Genomic DNA, 17,404 nt, shown 5'->3' with positions numbered 1-17,404 from the left:
ACGGCTAGGCCGCGTGCTAGCCTTGTCAGCGGGAAACACGCCTGACAGGGGGCATTGTCATCCACGCGAATCTCACTTTTGCGGTCGTGATCGCATTGGCGTTACCTGTCGAGGCGTTAGCGCACAGCGGCGGTCTCGACAAGAACGGCTGCCATACCAATCGCACAACGGGCGACTACCATTGCCATCGAGGTGGCCCGGTTGCACCTCGCAACTTCGACGCACCCCGCAACAATTTCACTCCAGGGCGTGCGCGCAGATCAGGTGCATTCGCAAACTGCGCCGAAGCCCGCGCAGCCGGTGCGGCACCTGTGCGCCGTGGAGAGCCTGGATATGGGCCCCACCTTGATCGTGACAATGATGGGGTGGGGTGTGAGCCCTATCGTGGGCGCAGGTGAGGCGGGGGTACGGTTGCACGTCAGTGGTGCACGCTCGCCGGCAGCCGAGTTGAAGATGAATTGCAATAAGGTGGGGGCACCCCCCACCTGCATTGACTAGAGATCACGCGCGCTGGGCAGGGCGCCCGCAGGCGCGCCGTCCTGCTCAGCCGCGGGCCAGAATCTCGTCGCGGATGATCTGTGCGCCCGCGCTGAGCGCGCGCAGCTTGCCTCGCGCCACGTCACGCGACAGCGGCGCCATGCCGCAGTTGGTGCTGGGGTAGAGCTTGTCGGCATCCACGAACTGCAGGGCCTTGCGCAGCGTGTTGGCCACTTCTTCCGGCGTTTCGACCGTGCTGGACGCCACATCGATGGCACCGACCATCACCTTCTTGCCGCGCACCAGCTCGATCAGGTCAATCGGCACGTGCGAGTTGTGGCATTCCAGCGAGATGATGTCGATGCTGGACGTCTGCAGCTTCGGCAACGATTCTTCATACTGGCGCCATTCCGAACCCAGCGTCTGCTTCCAGTCGGTGTTGGCCTTGATGCCGTAGCCGTAGCAGATATGCACTGCGGTTTCGCACTTGAGCCCTTCGACCGCGCGTTCCAGTGCAGCGACACCCCAATCGTTCACTTCGTCGAAGAACACATTGAAGGCTGGTTCGTCGAACTGGATGATGTCGACGCCGGCCGCCTCCAGTTCCCTGGCTTCCTGGTTGAGGATCCCGGCGAACTCCCATGCCAGCTTTTCGCGGCTCTTGTAGTGCGCATCGTAGAGCGTGTCGATCATGGTCATCGGGCCCGGCAGCGCCCACTTGATCGGCTGCGTGGTGTGCCTGCGCAGGAACTTCGCGTCCTCCACGAACACCGACTTCGGACGACTCACCGCACCCACCACGGTGGGCACGCTGGCGTCGTAGCGGTCGCGGATGCGGACGGTTTCGCGCTTTTCGAAATCGACACCACTGAGGTTCTCGATGAACGTGGTGACGAAATGCTGCCGTGTCTGCTCACCATCACTGACGATGTCGATGCCGGCATGCTGCTGCTCCTGCAGGGACAGGCGCAGGGCATCCTGCTTGCCCTCCAGCAGCTCTTCATCCTGCAGCTTCCAGGGCGACCAGAGCTTTTCCGGCTGTGCAAGCCAGGACGGCTTGGGCAGGCTGCCGGCGGTCGAGGTGGGCAGTAGTTTCTTCATCGGGCTGTTTCTTGTGTCCAGGTGGGAAAGGGGGAATCGACTGATCAGCGGGCGGCCCACTGCTCAAGCACGGCGCGGTACGGCTTGATGAAGTGTTCTTCGGTGAACCGGCCTTGCTTGACCGCCAGCTGGCTGCGCTCTTCGCGGTCGTAGACGATGCGGGTGGACGAATAGTCCTGGTGCTTCAGGCTGGGCTGGTAGACCTTGCCCGCTACGGAATTGGCGTTGTAGATCTCGGGGCGGTAGATCTTCTGGAAGGCCTCCATCGTGCTGATGGTGCCGATCAGTTCCAGGTTCGAGTAGTCGCCCAGCAGGTCACCCTGGAAGTAGAACGCCAGTGGCGCGACGCTGCCTGGCGGCATGAAGTAGCGCACCTGCAGCCCCATCTTGTCGAAGTACTGGTCGGTGGTGGAGAACTCGCCTTGCCGATACTCGACGCCCAGGATGGGATGGTGGTTCTCGGTGCGATGGTAGGTCTTGCTGCTGGACACGCTGATGCAGATCACCGGCGGCTTGCTGAAGTGCGCACGGTAGGCGTCGGACGCCAGGAAGTGCTTGAACAGCTTGCCATGAAGATCGCCGAAATCTTCGGGAATGCCGAAGGTGGCCTTGCCTTCGTTGCTGGCGGGCAGCACGACGCTGAAATCGTAGTCGCGGACGTAGGAGGAGAAATTGTTGCCGACGATGCCTTCCGTACGCACGCCGGTACGCGTGTCGACGATGGTCGGCCGCAGTACCTCGATCAACGGGAACGTATCGCTGCCGTCGCTGCCATCGATGTGCATCTCCACCGAGATGATGTCCAGCTCGACCGCGTAGCGATCCGCGCTGGGGTTGTCCCAGTGCGCCAGATCGTTGAAGCGGTTGTTGATCATGCCGAGCGTGTTGCGCAGGTTTTCCTGGCGGGATTCGCCGCGGGCCAGGTTGGCGAAGTTGGTGGTGATTCGCGTGCCGTCAGCGGGCTGGTAGTCCTCGTTGAACGGAATACGGGTGATGCTGAAGGTGAAGTTCTCGGTCGTCATGGGCGGCGTTCCGGGTTGCGGGGTGACATCCGAATGCAGGTCGCTGGCATTCGGCATTCAGAGGACTGCAGCGGCCTCGGTAGCGGCAGGGGCTGCACGATGGGAGAGGGCAAGCAGGGGCATCGCTCGCTGCACCGCCAGCCGCGCCCGCTGCATCAGGGCCTCGTTATGCACGCAGCCGTCTGCGAAATCCTTGTCGGTTGCGTAGACACCCAAGGGCAGGGTTCGCGCCTGGAAGAAGCTGAAAAGCGGTCGCAGCTGGTGATCGATCACCAGCGCGTGGCGTTCGCTGCCGCCGGTGGCGGCCAGCAGGATCGGGGTATCGACCAGCGCGTCCTGGTCGATGAAATCGAAGAAGTGCTTGAACAGGCCGGTGTACGAACCGCGGTAGACCGGCGTAACCACCACCAGCACATCGGCCCGCTCGACAGCGGCCAACTGCCGCTCCGCGGTTTCGGGCAACTGCGAGCGCCGGAGCGCACCGGCCAGTTGTGGCGCCAGTTCACCCAGTTCAATCAGGTACTGATCGCAGGGGACGCCTTCGCCGATCAGGTCCAGCAGGTGCTCGGCCAGGGTCGCGGCCCTTGAGGGGCGCTGCAGCCCGCCGGAAACGGCGACGATACGGAGGGGGCGGGTCATCTCTTCGCTTCAGCAGGGGAGGGGCTGCTTCGGGGTGACCTGCTGGGGCGCAGTTCTGCGTGCCGGCTGGGTAGCCGCGCTGGCAGGGATCCGAAGGCATGAGCCGATGCTAGCCAGCCCTTCCCATGACGTAAAATGGTATTACTTCACCAATCCATGAGTGAGATTCATCGTCATGTTGGAGCGGATCCATCTCAGCATCGTGCAGCAGGTCGAACAGCAAGGCTCGCTGACCGCCGCCGCCGGTGTGCTGAACCTGACCCAATCAGCCCTGAGCCACAGCATGAAGAAGCTGGAGCAGCAGTTGGGCACCAACGTCTGGCTGCGCGAAGGCCGCAGCCTGCGCCTGACCCAGGCGGGCCAGTACCTGTTGGCGGTGGCCAACCGGGTGCTGCCGCAGCTGGACCTGGCCGAGGAACGTCTGGGCCAGTTCGCGCAGGGCGAGCGTGGCGCGCTGCGCATCGGCATGGAATGCCACCCCTGCTACCAGTGGCTGCTGAAGATCGTCTCGCCCTATCTGGCCAGCTGGCCCGACGTCGATGTGGACGTCAAGCAGAAGTTCCAGTTCGGTGGCATCGGCGCCTTGTTCGGCTATGAGATCGACCTGCTGGTCACGCCCGACCCGCTGTTGAAGCCGGGCCTGAAGTTCGTCCCCGTCTTCGACTACGAGCAGGTGCTGGTGGTGGCCAAGGGCCATGCGCTGGCGCCGGTCGAGCACGTCAAGCCCCGCCAGCTCAGCCATGAAGTACTCATCAGCTATCCGGTGCCGTTCGAGCGGCTGGATATCTACAACCAGTTCCTGCTGCCTGCCGGGGTCACGCCCCGGCGCCACAAGGTCATCGAAACCACCGACATCATGATGCAGATGGTGGCCAGCGGTCGCGGCGTGGCCGCCATGCCACGTTGGCTGGTGGAGGAATATGCCGCCCGCATGGACGTGGTACCGGTGCGTCTGGGTGCGAAAGGCATTCCCAAGCAGATCTACCTGGGCGCGCGTGAGGCCGATACCGGTATCGATTACCTGCAGGCGTTTGTCGAACTGGCACGGAACAGCTCCACACGCGCCGGCAACCTGCGTGGAGCCGGCTGATGTCAGCAGGCGTTGGCCGCATGGAGGCACTGGCGCAGACCTTCGTCAACGCCTTTTCATTGGAAGTCAGTGCCAAGGCCATGCCTGCGCTGCGCGCCGAAGCCGACCGCATTGCACGGGGGACGACGATCTCCATTCCCTACCTGCCGAGCGAGGACGATGCTGCGCGACTGGCGGCGGCACGCAGGGTGCGCGAACTGGGGTTCGAGCCGATGCCGCACCTTTCCGCACGCCGCATCGGCTCGCGGGCGGCGCTTGAGCACTTCATCGAGCGTGCCGTCATCGACGCCGGCATTGAGCGCTGTTTCGTGATCGCAGGCGATCTTGCCACGCCTGCCGGGCCGTTCGCCGACAGCACATCGATCATCGAGAGCGGCATTCTCGAGCGCGCCGGCATCAAGGTCGTAGGGGTGGGCGGGCATCCGCAAGGCCATCCGGTGATGACCAGCGCCGAGAGGTGGCGCGTGCTTGAAAGCAAGTGCCAGCGTATCGAAGAGCGAGGCATGGCACCGCTGGTCATCACCCAGTTCGCATTCGACGCCGATATCGTGCTGGCTTGGTTGAATGAACTACGCGCCCGTGGCATCACCCATCCGGTGCTGGTGGGCGTTCCCGGGCCGGCCAGCATCGCGCGGCTTGTACGCTATGCGGCCATGTGCGGCGTCGCTGCAAGCACCTCGATGCTGTCCCGCTACGGCATCTCCATCGGCCGCCTGCTGGGAAGAGCCGGGCCGGACGTGTTCGTGGATCGCTTGGTAGAGGGCTTGACCGAAGCCCATGGGCAGGTCAGCCCGCATCTGTTTCCCTTCGGCGGTATCGCACCAACCATGGAGTGGGTGGAGCACTACCGGATGCGTGCAGGCGATGCGCACGCGACCGGCTCACCTGTTGCCGATGAACCGTCATGAGACGCATGGGCCTGTCATGGCCGATCACCGTACGCCTCTGGCGCAATCCCGCACGCTGGCGCCCATTCACTATGGCATCAGCGGAATGGACAACCATGCGGAAGTGGACGACCCGCTCGGGCGGCTTCGCAAGGCAGCCGGTGACCGTGCCGTGGCCGTGCAGGTCGTCGAGCCGGGCGCGTGGCTGACATGGCCGGCGTAGTCCCGTATACGCGCCTGAATCAATCCTGGCCCTGGGAGAACCCATGAATCGAACACACTGCCCGCAGCCCATCGGCAGTGATGGCAGGTTGTCACTGAAGCAGCAATCGCCCAACTACCATGGAGCCGGCATGGACACTGAAATACGGCAGCTCGAAGAAGCGCTGCGCATCGCGATGCTCACCAGCGACGTGGCCGCGCTGGATGGCCTGATTGCAGACGCCCTGATCTTTGTGGGGCCTTCGGGCGAAGTGTTTGGCAAGCAGGATGATCTGGCCCTGCATCGTTCAGGGCGCCAGAAGCTGAGCGTGGCCGAATGGCAATCGGTCGAGATTGCCCTGCATGATCAAAATGAGGGTGTTTCCCAGCTGTCCGGTGTGGTGCCGAACAGTGTTGGCACCCCAGGCAGGAGCATTGCGCATTGATCACCCGTACGTTGAACAGGATTCTACTGCTCGCAGGCTTGGGGCTTGTCATTGCGCCGAACGCCCCGGCAGCAGAATCGATCCGCAACACCGTTCCCAGGCAGGATGAAATCGATCAGGCGCTGGCGCTCGTGTCCTGCAAGGCGGATCGCACCGCATTCCGGGAGTTGGCCTATCAATTGCGTGACATCGCAACCCGCGGGAAGCCATCGGGTGGCTGGCAGCCGATCGCCGGCAAGGGTGGGGGTTACAGCAATGCACTGGGCGACATGCCCGGCGTTGTCGCGGAAATGAAGCTTCCAGCACCGGCTCTGGTCTTCGGTCATCCGTCCACGCGGCTGATACTGTCGCGCAGTTCCGTGGTGGCTGTCTTCGATGCAGCCCTTGCTGCAGACCTCACCAAAGCGCTTTCCCTCGATGGGCCGGGGACGCAGGGCGAACCCGGAGGAATGCGGGTGGTCCAGTCAGCACCCGAAGCCCAGGGCGATGGCATCGAAGTGATGGCACTGGTGGCCCAGCGCATCGAGGCCGACCCGATGCCGATCGCCGTGGCCGGGTGTCTGTACTTCACCCGGTGAAGTGCGCGACGTTCTCATGGACGGGGGGCCTTCCTGGTTCCCGATCTTCGCTCCGGGGCTGTGAGCAGAGGAATTCAAGGGCGTGCCAATCTGGAAACCCTGCGCACGTACGGGCTGTTCGATCCGCAGGAATGCCAGGCTCGCCTTGCGCGGTGAACACTAAACGTCTCGGCGCTTCCCGGTTTCAGACGTGGTTTCCATCCCTTCGTCGGCCACCACGGGAATTGGTCGCGCGTCCATCAGCAGTGTCGATGCGTTTGGCTAGGCTGGATCGATCGACCCCAAGGATGAATGCTTTCGATGAATCGCTGGCTCTTTCTGCTGCTTGCCGCGCTCCCGTTTGCTGCCGGGGCCATCGTCATCCGTGATGACGTCGACGATGGCAGGTACCGCATCGACCGATCTGACTTCCCGGCGCTGGCGGACATGCCAGGAGAGGGGCACGGCGTTCTCATCGCCCCGCGTTGGGTGCTGACCGCAGCGCATGCAGCGCCGATGGAAGGGATGGGAGCAACGATCGCGGTCAATGGCAACGCGTATGGCGTTGAACGCGTATTCCTGCATCCCGGCTACCGGAGGATGCCCGAGGCGCTGGGCAAGGAGGCGATGGCAACAGGAAGTCCTTCCCGGATCCATGCCTTCCTGGCGGCCTCGGATGACATCGCGCTGATCAAGCTTGCCGCGCCGGTGACCGATGCCACGCCCGTGGCGCTGTATCGGGGTTCAGCAGAGGTCACGCAGGTCGCCGTCCTGATAGGGAAGGGCGCCACCGGCAACGGTGCGGTTGGCCAGTTGCCGGATGCGCCGCACCGTACATCCCTGCGGCGGGCCCACAACACGATCACCGGCGGCAATCAGCGGTATCTCTGGTACCGGTTCGATCCGCCGCCGCAGGGCCTGCCGCTTGAGGGCGTACTGGGAAGCGGAGACAGCGGTGGTCCGCTTGTGGTCAACGACCACGGCAGCTGGCAATTGGTGGGACTGGGGTCCTGGATCACGGCCGTACCCGAGCATGCCCTTGAAGCGGGCTTCTATGGCCAGATGGTCCACAACGTTCGCGTGTCACGCTACGTCGACTGGATCGAGGCCGTCATGCGGCAGGGGGACGATAGCCTGCCGCCCCGTAAAACCGGACGCGCCAATGGCTCACTTGGAAATGGACGCCCGTAACAGGTTCGATCGTGAAATCCCCCACAAACTGTTCCGAAGCGGTGCGCGCGCAGGATGTGCCGCGCTCAGCGCACCGCGCATGTCGCTGAGGTGGCGCGCGGGGCGGGCACCCGCCACACCTGTTCACCATCCTCGTCGTCGCCCACGTAGAACGCGATGCGCCCATTCTCCTCGCGGCGAAGTGTGGGACTGAACGTGATGGTATCCATTTCGCCGCGCTTGCCGACGAAGCGCATTTCACCGCCGCAGACAAAGTTCGAACCGGCCTGCTCTCCCAGCGCGCCACAGTTCAGTGGCGAGGATTCGGCGCGGACCAACGGCTTTACCCGAGGCTGGATGCGCCCCTGGTCGGCGAGCTCGCAGAAGTAATCGGCGACGGCATTGCGCGCCTCGGCCTGTGAGGGCATCCATGCGGGGCAGCGGGAGGCGTCGTCCTGGCAGCTGCTGGCCGGGGCGGTGGAAGCGGGCTGTGAGGACGGTGCTGCGATCGTCCCGGAAAGCGGCAGCAGGGAAGCGGCGATGGCAAGCAACAGGCGAGTGGAGACGAGCATGCGAATCTCTGGTCAGTTGGCCAGGCATCGTACCGTACAGAGCTGGCCATCACTCTCCTGATGTCCCTGGTGGCAGGCTGTCATCACGTTCGTACCAGGACGGAAGCTCCAGCGCGTGGCTTTTGAGCATGGCCTGGATGCACGCGTGCGCCTGGCCCCTTTCTGCGTGCTCGCATTGGTCCAGAATCTCCGCAGCCAGCGTTTCAAACTGCGGCCAGAACTGCGCCGGATGCCGCGACCGCGCCAACCAGTGCACCAGCATCTCGGCCAGCGCATCAAGCTGCACCTGTATTTCAGGGCGCACGTTCATCCTGGGGCCGCACCCAGATCAAGCGCGACGCGGTAGTGATGGCCGTCGTCGCGCAGCAGGACGGTGAGGTCCGGCTGCAGCACGCCATCCACGTGCAGCGTGGGCTGGTCCTGCGCAGTGCGGGTCACCACGAACTCGTAGAAGCTGCGGCCGAAGCGGTAGCTCAGTTCGAATGACGGCCAGTGATCGGGCAGGCACGGTGCCAACGAAAGACGATCGCCTTGCCGACGTATGCCAAGCAGCGATTCGACCAGCAGGCGATACATCCAACCGGCCGAGCCGGTGTACCACGTCCAGCCGCCTCGCCCGACGTGCGGAGGCACGGCGTAGACGTCGGCTGCCAGCACATAGGGCTCGACGCGGTAGGTCTGGATCGCCTCCGGGTCCAGCGTGTGACTGAGCGGGTTGATCATGCCGGCCAGCTCCCAGGCACGCACCGCATCGCCCTGCTGTGCGAATGCCATGGCCGCCCACACGGCCGCGTGGGTGTACTGGCCGCCATTCTCGCGCACGCCCGGTACGTAGCCACGAATGTAGCCGGGGTCTTCCGGGGTCTGGTCGAAGGGCGGATCGAGCAGCTGGATCAGCTTGGCGTCCTTTCGCACCAAGTGCGTGTACAGCGAATCCAGCGCCTGCGAGGCACGCTCAGGCGCGGCGACGCCTGACAGCACCGACCAGCTCTGCGAAATCGAATCGATGCGGCATTCTTCGTTCTGTGACGAGCCCAACGGGGCGCCGTTGTCGAACCAGGCGCGGCGATACCATGCCCCGTCCCAGGCATGCTGTTCCAGGTTCTGGCGCAGGCTTTCGGCCTGCTGTTGGCACCACTCCGCACGCGGTGCATCGCCATGCGCACTGGCCAGCCCGATGAAGCGGCGGAGCGTGTCATGCAGGAAGAAGCCGAGCCACACGCTTTCACCGCGCTGCTGGTCGCCGACGCGGTTCATGCCGTCGTTCCAATCCCCGCTGCCCATCAGTGGCAGGCCACGTTCGCCGAGCAAGCGGCAACCGCGCTCGAGCGCGAGCACGCAGTGCGCATACAGCGTGCCGCGCTGCGTCGAAGGCGTGGGCATGTCGTAATACCCTTCCTCTTCGGGTGTCACCGCGCGCCCCTCGATGTAGCCGACCACTTCGTCCAGCACGCTGGCGTCGCCGGTAACCTCCAGGTAGCGGCATGCGCCCTGCGGCAGCCAGAGGTAATCGTCCGAACAGCGGGTGCGCACGCCGCGACCTTGCGGAGGGTGCCACCAGTGCATCACATCGCCTTCGGTGAACTGGTGTGCAGCGCATAGCAGCAGGTGCTCGCGGGTCAGGTCCGGACGAGCGTGCACGAGGGCGAGTGCATCCTGCAGCTGGTCGCGGAAACCGAACGCCCCGCCTGATTGATAGTAGCCACTGCGCGCCAGGTAGCGGCAGCCCAGCGTCTGGTAGACCAGCCAGCCGTTGGCCAGTGCGTCCAGCGCCGGGTCTGGCGTGCGCACCTGCACCGTGGCCAGCACGTTGCGCCAGTGGATGCGCACCGCGTCCAGCGCATCGATGGCCTCATGGGCGCCCTGGCGGCTTCGTGCCAACGCCAGCGTTTCCTTGCGGTTGCGCCCGGCGCCAAGGCGGAACGTCGTTTCGCTGCGGTCGCCTGCAGCCAGCAGCAACGGCACCTGGATCGCCGCGCACGGATCCAGGCCCGCACCCAGCCGCGAATCCAGGCGCTCGCGACGCAACGCCGCCGGTGCGTGCAGGCTGCCGTTGCGGCCGATGAACTCCAGTCGGTCACAGGTCCAGCCGCAGCCATCGGCATCGGTGTCGAAGAAGGCCATCCGGCCGCCGAAGTCGGTGCTGTAGGTGTTGCGCGCCAGCAGCGCGCCACTCTGCGGGTCACGCTCGGTGAGTACGTGCATGCGCGACTTCGCGCGCAGGTCACCCATCACCCATTCAACGTAGCCGATGGCCGACAACCGCCGTGGCCGGCCCGACAGGTTGTGCAGCCGCAGGACCGAGAACTTCAGCGGCGCGGCGACGTCGACGAAGACCCACAATTCGCTGGAGATGCCGTCTTCAACATGCTCGTAGACCGTGTAGCCGAAGCCATGGCGCGTACGGTACGCGCCGGTGCCACGGCGCGGCAGCGGCATCGGCGACCAGACACGACCGGTGTCTTCGTCGCGCACGTAGAAGGCTTCGCCGCCAGTGTCCGACACCGGATCATTGAGCCAGGGCGTCAGGCGGAATTCGTGTGCATTCTCGAACCATGTGTAGCCCGGTGCACTCTCGCTGACGACCGTGCCCAAGCGGGCGTTGGCGATCACGTTGGCCCATGGCGCCGGCGTCGGCGCGCCTTCGCGGACCACCACCACGTACTCGCGGCCGTCCTCGCTGAAACTGCCGGTGCCGTTGTCGAATCGGCCGGTGCCGCGGTAGGGAAGGAAAGGCCACGGGTCGTCCACTTCTTCGTCGTGCTCGGCGCTCGGCGGCAGTCCGGGCTCCGGGCCCAGGTCGGCAACGATGGGCAGCCCGGGCGTCGCCTCCATCGACAGGGCCAGCTCCTGCTGCAGCGCTTGCGGCACCAGGGCCGGGATCCGTCGCGGAGGCAACGGCTGACGCCCCACCTGCGCGACCAACGTACCGTCTTCGTCGCTGATGACTGCCCGTGCCACCGCCTGCAACAGAATGCGGTCCTCGTGGGTCATGTTCTGCACCGGCCGCACGAAAATGCCGCCGGGGCGGTCGAGCAGGCCGGTCTCCGAACTGGCGGCCACCATCCCCAGGATCTGGTCCTGCAGCTCCTGCCGATAGCCGGCCTTGCTGTCGTTCCAGATGACCAGGTCGGTGTTGAGGCCCTTCTGGCGCCAGTAGGCATGCGCCTGCACCAGTTGCCGGACCAGTTCCACGTTGTCCGCGTCGGTGACCTTCAGCAGCACGATGGGCAGGTCACCGGAGATGGCATGGCCCCACAACCCGGATTGTCCTCGCTGGTTCTGCTGCAGGACGCCTGCACCGGCGCGCAGCAGCGGACCGGCATACAGGACGTGGCTGGCCAGGCGCTCGTACAGCGATGCCTCGGCCTGGCTTGCGTTGATCTGCCTGCGCACCACCTGGCTGTGTGTCCAGGCCAGGTCGAAGACGCGGTCAGCCAGGCGACGATCACGGTATTTGTCCACCAGTGCTTCGCAACCGCCGCGACTGGCGCCGATGCCATACACCATGTCCAGCTGTACGGTCTGCTCGGGCTCAAGCACCACGCGGACGCGGATGGCCACGATCGGGTCCAGCACCGAGCCATCGGTGCCGGACAGGTCGGCATCGGTGGTCAATGCCTGCGGCGTCCGCGGCGTGTTGCCACGGCCCAGGAAGCGCGCACGGTCGGTTTCATAGGAGATCGCCACCACTTCCGCATCGTGCACCGCCACCAGATGGAACATCCACGGCGGTACCTCATCGTTCGAACGTGGCCGGCGCGTGCACAGCACCGCCTGCTTGGCGGCCAGGATCTCGCTCTGCACGAAGAGGTTGCTGAAGGCCGGGTGCGCATCGTCGGCCGCGGCGGGTGCCAGCACCACTTCGGCATAGGTGGTGATCTCCACCGTGCGCGGGCGACGGCTGCGGTTGGTCAGGCGCAGGCGCCTGAGCTCGATGTCGTCCTCGGCGGAGATGGCGACCTGCAGGTGGCTCTCGCAGCCGCGGCGCACACCGCGGAATTCCGCCTTGGCGTCAGAGAAGATCGCCTCGTAATTGTCCACTGCCACGCAGGTGGGCTGGTAGGCGGCAGACCAGAACTCGCCGCTGTCCACATCGCGCAGGTAGCAGAACGTGCCCCATGCATCGGTGGTACCGTCCTCGCGCCAGCGGGTAAGCGACAGGTCGCCGTGGCGGCTGTAGCCGCCGCCGGCATGGGTCAGCATGCCGTGGTAGCGACCGTTGGACAGCAGCTGCACTTCCGGGCGCGGCCCACCCGGGTCGCGCAGGACGCGCAGGGACGTCTCGTGCTCGGCCAGGGCCGAGTGCTCGCCAAGCGCTTCGACCTCATGGGGATGGAACACGCCCACGCGCGGGATACGTTCCTGCAGCAGCAGCAAGGTCGCCTGGAACTCGACATCGGCAAGGAAGCGGCGCTGCATCGGCTGGTCGCGCAACAGGTAATCCAGCGACAGCAGGCCCATGCCCTGGTGGTGGGCCATGAACGAACGCAACAGGACGTGATCCTGTCCCGGCGGCACCCGGGTGGGCGTGTAGTCGATCGCCTCGTACATGCCGAAACGCCCGCAGAACCCCAATCCTTCCAGCACCTGGAGGTTCTGGCAGGCCGCTTCCGGCGCCACCATCAGTGCCATCATGCTGGCATAGGGCGCGATGACCCGATCCTGCCCAAGGCCGCGCTTGAGCCCCAGTCCGGGCACGCCGAACGCCCGGTACTGGTAGTTCAGGCGGGCATCGACGGCGTTGTAGCCGGACTCGGACACGCCCCATGGCAGGTTCAGCGTACGGCCGTAGACGATCTGCGCCTCGACCGCGTGCCGTGCGGTCTGGTCCAGCAACGTGTCCGGATAGCTGGGCATCACCAGCTGCGGCATGAGGTACTCGAACATCGAGCCACTCCATGACAGCAGTGTCGGCGTGCCGTTGACCTCGGTGAGCATGCGGCCGAGCGCGAACCAGCTTTCCTGTGCCAGCTGGCCCTGCGCAATGGCAACGAACGCGCCCAGCCGCGCTTCGGAAGCCAGCAGGTCGTAGAAGCTGTTGTCGAGGCGGTGGTCGTCTACGTTGTAGCCGATCGAAAGCAGGTTGCGGGTACGGTAGAACAGGAACCCGTATTCCATCAGCGAGAACTGCCCCGCGCGGTGCGCCAGGTCCTGCAGCTGCTCGATGCGCGCGCGCGCGTCCGCGCCGGCCGTACCGGGCAGGGCGGCCAACTGACGCAGGCTTGGCACCGGTGCGTCGACGGCCGCGCTGGCATCGGCAGGGATATCGGCAAGCGAGGCGTGGGCGGCATGGCATTCGGCGGCGAACAGGGCCGGCCAATGCAGCTCACCGTCCTCGGGCGAGGGCGGTGCCGGCCATTGCAGCAGCACGTCGTCGGCCAGGCCGGCCAGCTCCTGCAGGCGGGCCAGCGACTGCGCCGTCCCGACCGGGCGGTCGACACGCGTAGACGCCAGGCGCTGGCGAAGATGATTGAGCGCCTCGACCAGCGACGCATCGTCGGCGCGATGACGCTGCCGCTCCTCTTCCAGCACGCCCAGCGTATCGGCCAGGCCATCGAACGTGTGCGGCGCCAGCACCGGGGCGTCCACCAGCGCGAGCAGGCCTTGGCGCAGGGTAAGCAGGTGGCCGGCAAGGTTGCCGCTGTCCACCGTGGAGACGTAGCGCGGCGGCAGCGGCGCCAGGGTTTCGGTGTCGTACCAGTTGAGGAAGTGGCCGCGATGGCGCGGCAGCTGGTCCAGCGTATCGAACGTGCGGGCGGTACGTTCAGCCACCGCGCCCTGCTGCAGATAGCCGAAATCCCACGCAGACAGATTGGCCAGCAGGGACAGGCCGATGTTGGTCGGCGAGGTGCGTCGCGCGACCACCAGCGCCGGATGCTCCTGGATGTTGTCCGGCGGCAGCCAATGATCCTGCTCGCGCACCCAGGCCTGGAAGAAGGACCAGGTGCGCCGCGCAAGCCGGCCCAGGAACGCCCGTTGCGTGACGGACAACTCGGCCACGCTTGCCGCCGGCGGGCGGCCCAGCCACGCCATCAATGCCGGCGCAAAGGTCCATGCCAACAGCAGGGGCAGGGCGATCGGCAGTGCCTGCGGACGCACGCCGGCCACCACAGCCACCAGCGCGAGCGCCAGCAGCGAGGCCGGCGCCATCACCCGCCACTCCGCGCCGCGATCACTGCCAAGGCGGCGCTCGACTTCGCTGGAGGGGTTCCATTGCAGCAGGTGACGGCGCGTGACGGCCATGCGCCAGAGCGTGCGCAGCACGGCGTCACTGGCCAGCAGTGCTTCGTAGGGCAGGCACGCGATCTGGGTGGACGCGCGCAGCAACGACTGCAACGTACCGCGCCCGACCTTGATGTAATGCGCTTCCAGCGGGGTGTCTTCCGGAACGCTCAGGCCATCACGCAGCATGCCTATCAGCGGAGGCGCGAACCACAGCGCCAGCACCCACGCGGTCCACGCAGCAGGGTTGCGCGCGTACAGCCAACCGGCTACCAACAACGCAAGGGCAGCGATCGGCACCACGCTCCGGCGCAGGTTGTCCAGCAACTTGCCGCGCGAGAGCAGGCTGAGCCGGTTGCGTTCCCACCCCGGGCCCGGGCGCGGTGTCCACGGCAACAACCACGGCAGCAGCTGCCAGTCGCCACGGATCCAGCGCGCACGGCGCTTGGCGTCGGCGGCGTAGCGCTCGGGATAGTCCTCGTACAGGCGCACATCACTGACCAGGCCTGCGCGTGCATAGCAGCCTTCCAGCAGATCGTGGCTGAGGATGCGGTTCTCGGGCAGGCGGCCCTCCAGCGCATGCTCGAAGGCGTCGACGTCATAGATGCCCTTGCCCACGAACGAGCCTTCGTCGAACAGGTCCTGGTAGACGTCGGAAACCATGCGCGTGTACGGATCGATGCCGGGCTCGCTGCCGAACATCCTGGCAAAACGCGAGGTGCGGCGCCTGCCCAGGCTGGTGCCGACGCTGGGCTGCAGGATGCCGTAGCCCTCCACCACGCGTTGCAGCTGCGGATCGAAGCGCGGGCGGTTGAGCGGGTGCGCCAAGGTGGCGACGAACGCGCGTGCCGCATCCCGCGGAAGCTGCGTGTCCGAGTCCAGCGTGATGACGTAACGGACGCCGATCAGGGCCGCCGCGTCTCCAACGATGCGCATGAACGCCGCCGCATCGCCTTGGCGGAGCAGGGCGTTGAGCGCGGCCAGCTTGCCGCGCTTGCGCTCGTGGCCCATCCACACACCTTCGCCCGGGTTCCACTGCCTGGGCCGGTGCAGCAGGTAGAAGCGGTCGCCGCGCTCGGGCGCGTAACGATGGTTCAATTCCTCGATCCGTGCCACGGCGTGCGCAAGCAGGGCGTCGTCCATCGGCGCCTGTGCGGCTGGCGCGTCGAGAAAATCCGTCAACAACACGAAGCGCAGCTGGGGATCGCGGTTGGCCAGGAAGCGCACCTCCAGCGCTTCGACCAGAACGTCGATGCCGTCGACGCTGGACAGCATCGAGGGGACTGCGACCACGGTGGCGCACGCGGCAGGAATGCCTTCGCTGAAATCAAGCTTGGGAAGCGGCCTGGGCGCGACCAGCACCGTTGCAGTCCAGTTCACCAGCACGATGCCGAGTTCACTGAACACCAGCAGCCCGAGCAGCGCGGCCAGCCAGACAGGTACCGAGCCGCTGCCGGTTGCCAGCAGGCCGCTGGTGGCCAGCACCGCCAGCAGGCCGATCGGCAGCAGGTACAGCGCAAGCGGCACGCGATGCGCCAGCCGCCGTGCCTTGCGGTGGCGCGGTGCTGCCTCGGCCACCGCCGCAACAGTGGTCTGCAGGCCTTCGCCGACCAGCCAGTAGCCCACGTGCGTGCGTGGGCCGTCCGCCGGCGTAGCCGCCCGTGCCAGGTCCAGCGCGATGGTCGCAACCCGCTCCTCGGCGATGCGGCTGCCGCGGGCAATCTTCTCCACCACGTGGCGGTAGGCATCGCGGGTGCCGAAATCCATCTGCGCATAGACGGCCATGGGGTCTTCCCGCAGCCGCTGCTCGACCACACTCATGTCTTCGACAAAGGTGCGCCAATCCATGGTGGAGAGGAAGCGCAGGCTGCCGATGCTGTTGCCGATGGAGACCTGGTCGGCCGCCTGCTGCTGCCCCTCGGCGGCAACCAGTTCGTCGATGCGCTGCCCAGCCGCTGCCGCCCACTGTTCCAGCCACGCGATGGGCATGGCCCACGCGCCGCCGCGCCCCTGCAGCGAGCGCGTCAGTTCGGCGATGAACGCGCCGGTCAGCGGCGGCGCGGACCGCGCCATGTCGGCAACCACCAGGACCACATCAGTAGGGGTGTCGGACGCCGCGCGATTGAGCTGGTCGGCCCACTGCGCAGCCAGGCGGCGGTCGGTCCCATCGCGCATCACCCGCGCGGCCATGCGCCGCAGGTTCTCCAGCAGCGCCAGGCGCAGCATGATCGGAACGGCCCACAGTTCGCCCAGGCTCAGCGGCGCGAGCGACTGGTACGAGGCGATGAAGCGGCCCAGCGTATCGGCGTCAATGCGGCCGTCACCGTGCGCGATCGCCTGCATCGACAGCTCATACACCCGTGGCAACCCGGCCGATGGGCCGGAGGCAAGTGAAGGCAACTGGCGGCTGTAGCCACGCGGCAGGTGGCGTCGCGCGGTCTGGATCTGTTCTTCGACCAGGTAGTAGTTGTCGAGCAGCCATTCCCCCGCCGGGGTCACCGGCCGCTGTTCGCGCACCACGCTGCTCAGCAGCGTGTTGGCGTCTTCCAGCACGCGCTCGTTGGCCTGCAGCCGTTCGAGCAGGCGCTCCGGGCTGGGGCGCAACCGAACGCGATGCTGTCGCGCAAGCGCGCGGCCGTACTCCTCCATCTGTTCAACGTTGTACAGCGCGGCACGCAGTGGGCCCTCGGTGGCCTCGATGGCCGGGGCCGAGGCCTGGTGCTCACGCCAGCGCCAACGCACACGACGACGCAGGCGCAGCCAGCGGCCAAAAAGACGACGAAGGTGGGGCATAGGTTACCGATGGGGCAGGGCGCGTCCTGCATGGTTGCATTGCAGGGGCCGTGGTAGCTGTGAAGGCCGGGCCCGGTTGGCGTGCTTGCCGCTCAATGCGGTCTGATCCTGAGGCGACCCGGAGTCAGCAAGGCAAGGGTAGTGCCGGCCGCTGGCCGGCAACGCGCCATCCATCGCGCTCCTCGGCTACGATGGATGTCAGCCTGCCCGGCGCACTGCTGGTC

General features: G+C 66.0%; 13 protein-coding genes. 7 read left to right on the top strand and 6 right to left on the bottom strand.

The features are described from left to right. The first annotated feature begins 86 nt into the window (after window positions 1–86). Window positions 87–398, top strand: a complete 312-nt coding sequence (locus D0Y85_RS21025) for an excalibur calcium-binding domain-containing protein (RefSeq protein ID WP_205420700.1) — start codon at window positions 87–89, stop codon at window positions 396–398. A gap of 145 nt (window positions 399–543) precedes the next feature. Here D0Y85_RS21025 and D0Y85_RS10740 read toward each other — a convergent pair whose 3' ends face one another. The 3 genes from D0Y85_RS10740 to msuE are packed head-to-tail and all read right to left on the bottom strand — an operon-like array spanning window position 544 to window position 3,239. Continuing rightward, entirely contained in the window at window positions 544–1,578 is a 1,035-nt protein-coding gene (locus tag D0Y85_RS10740; protein ID WP_117310442.1) for a methionine synthase, read from the bottom strand. 44 nt (window positions 1,579–1,622) lie between these two features. Then, a complete protein-coding gene (locus tag D0Y85_RS10735; protein WP_117311910.1) occupies window positions 1,623–2,600 on the bottom strand; it encodes a DUF1852 domain-containing protein in 978 nt (325 codons plus the stop codon). A gap of 57 nt (window positions 2,601–2,657) precedes the next feature. Next, on the bottom strand, window positions 2,658–3,239 hold the full coding sequence (gene msuE / locus D0Y85_RS10730) for an FMN reductase (RefSeq protein ID WP_117310441.1): 582 nt from the start codon (window positions 3,237–3,239) through the stop codon (window positions 2,658–2,660). A 175-nt stretch (window positions 3,240–3,414) separates the two neighbouring features. Between msuE and D0Y85_RS10725 the strand changes: the two genes are divergently transcribed. From D0Y85_RS10725 to D0Y85_RS10705, 6 genes are all read left to right on the top strand, one after another. Next, window positions 3,415–4,329: a LysR family transcriptional regulator gene (locus tag D0Y85_RS10725; RefSeq protein WP_117310440.1), complete on the top strand. Its 915-nt coding sequence runs from the start codon at window positions 3,415–3,417 to the stop codon at window positions 4,327–4,329. Continuing rightward, window positions 4,329–5,237, top strand: a complete 909-nt coding sequence (locus D0Y85_RS10720; RefSeq protein ID WP_117310439.1) for a methylenetetrahydrofolate reductase — start codon at window positions 4,329–4,331, stop codon at window positions 5,235–5,237. The genes D0Y85_RS10725 and D0Y85_RS10720 overlap by 1 nt, the downstream gene beginning before the upstream one ends. A 16-nt stretch (window positions 5,238–5,253) precedes the next feature. Beyond that, window positions 5,254–5,439 carry a hypothetical protein gene (locus D0Y85_RS20560; protein ID WP_162887652.1) on the top strand — a complete coding sequence of 62 codons (186 nt, stop codon included), beginning with the start codon at window positions 5,254–5,256 and terminating at the stop codon, window positions 5,437–5,439. Between the two features lie 43 nt (window positions 5,440–5,482). Next, window positions 5,483–5,863, top strand: a complete 381-nt coding sequence (locus D0Y85_RS10715) for a nuclear transport factor 2 family protein (protein ID WP_205420699.1) — start codon at window positions 5,483–5,485, stop codon at window positions 5,861–5,863. Further along, complete coding sequence (locus D0Y85_RS10710; RefSeq protein ID WP_162887651.1) at window positions 5,860–6,441, top strand: hypothetical protein; 582 nt, start codon at window positions 5,860–5,862, stop codon at window positions 6,439–6,441. Before D0Y85_RS10715 ends, D0Y85_RS10710 begins: the two co-directional genes overlap by 4 nt. Before the next feature lie 300 nt (window positions 6,442–6,741). After that, window positions 6,742–7,611 (top strand): trypsin-like serine protease, encoded by an 870-nt coding sequence (locus D0Y85_RS10705; protein WP_117310436.1) that lies wholly within the window; start codon window positions 6,742–6,744, stop codon window positions 7,609–7,611. A 65-nt stretch (window positions 7,612–7,676) separates the two neighbouring features. On the opposite strand, the gene D0Y85_RS10700 is transcribed toward D0Y85_RS10705, so the two are convergent. Genes D0Y85_RS10700 through D0Y85_RS10690 form a run of 3 tightly spaced genes read right to left on the bottom strand, consistent with a single transcriptional unit; the run spans window position 7,677 to window position 17,180 of the window. After that, entirely contained in the window at window positions 7,677–8,162 is a 486-nt protein-coding gene (locus D0Y85_RS10700; protein WP_240329196.1) for a hypothetical protein, read from the bottom strand. A gap of 49 nt (window positions 8,163–8,211) precedes the next feature. Then, entirely contained in the window at window positions 8,212–8,472 is a 261-nt protein-coding gene (locus tag D0Y85_RS10695; protein ID WP_117310435.1) for a hypothetical protein, read from the bottom strand. Beyond that, window positions 8,469–17,180, bottom strand: a complete 8,712-nt coding sequence (locus D0Y85_RS10690; RefSeq protein ID WP_117310434.1) for a glycoside hydrolase family 94 protein — start codon at window positions 17,178–17,180, stop codon at window positions 8,469–8,471. The genes D0Y85_RS10695 and D0Y85_RS10690 overlap by 4 nt, the downstream gene beginning before the upstream one ends. Window positions 17,181–17,404 lie beyond the last annotated feature (224 nt).

Origin of the sequence: Stenotrophomonas sp. G4, from assembly GCF_003428825.1 — a bacterium.
GTDB lineage: Bacteria > Pseudomonadota > Gammaproteobacteria > Xanthomonadales > Xanthomonadaceae > Stenotrophomonas > Stenotrophomonas indicatrix.
The sequence above is the reverse complement of the archived record's forward strand: the minus strand, read 5'-3'. Positions and strand labels throughout refer to the sequence as shown.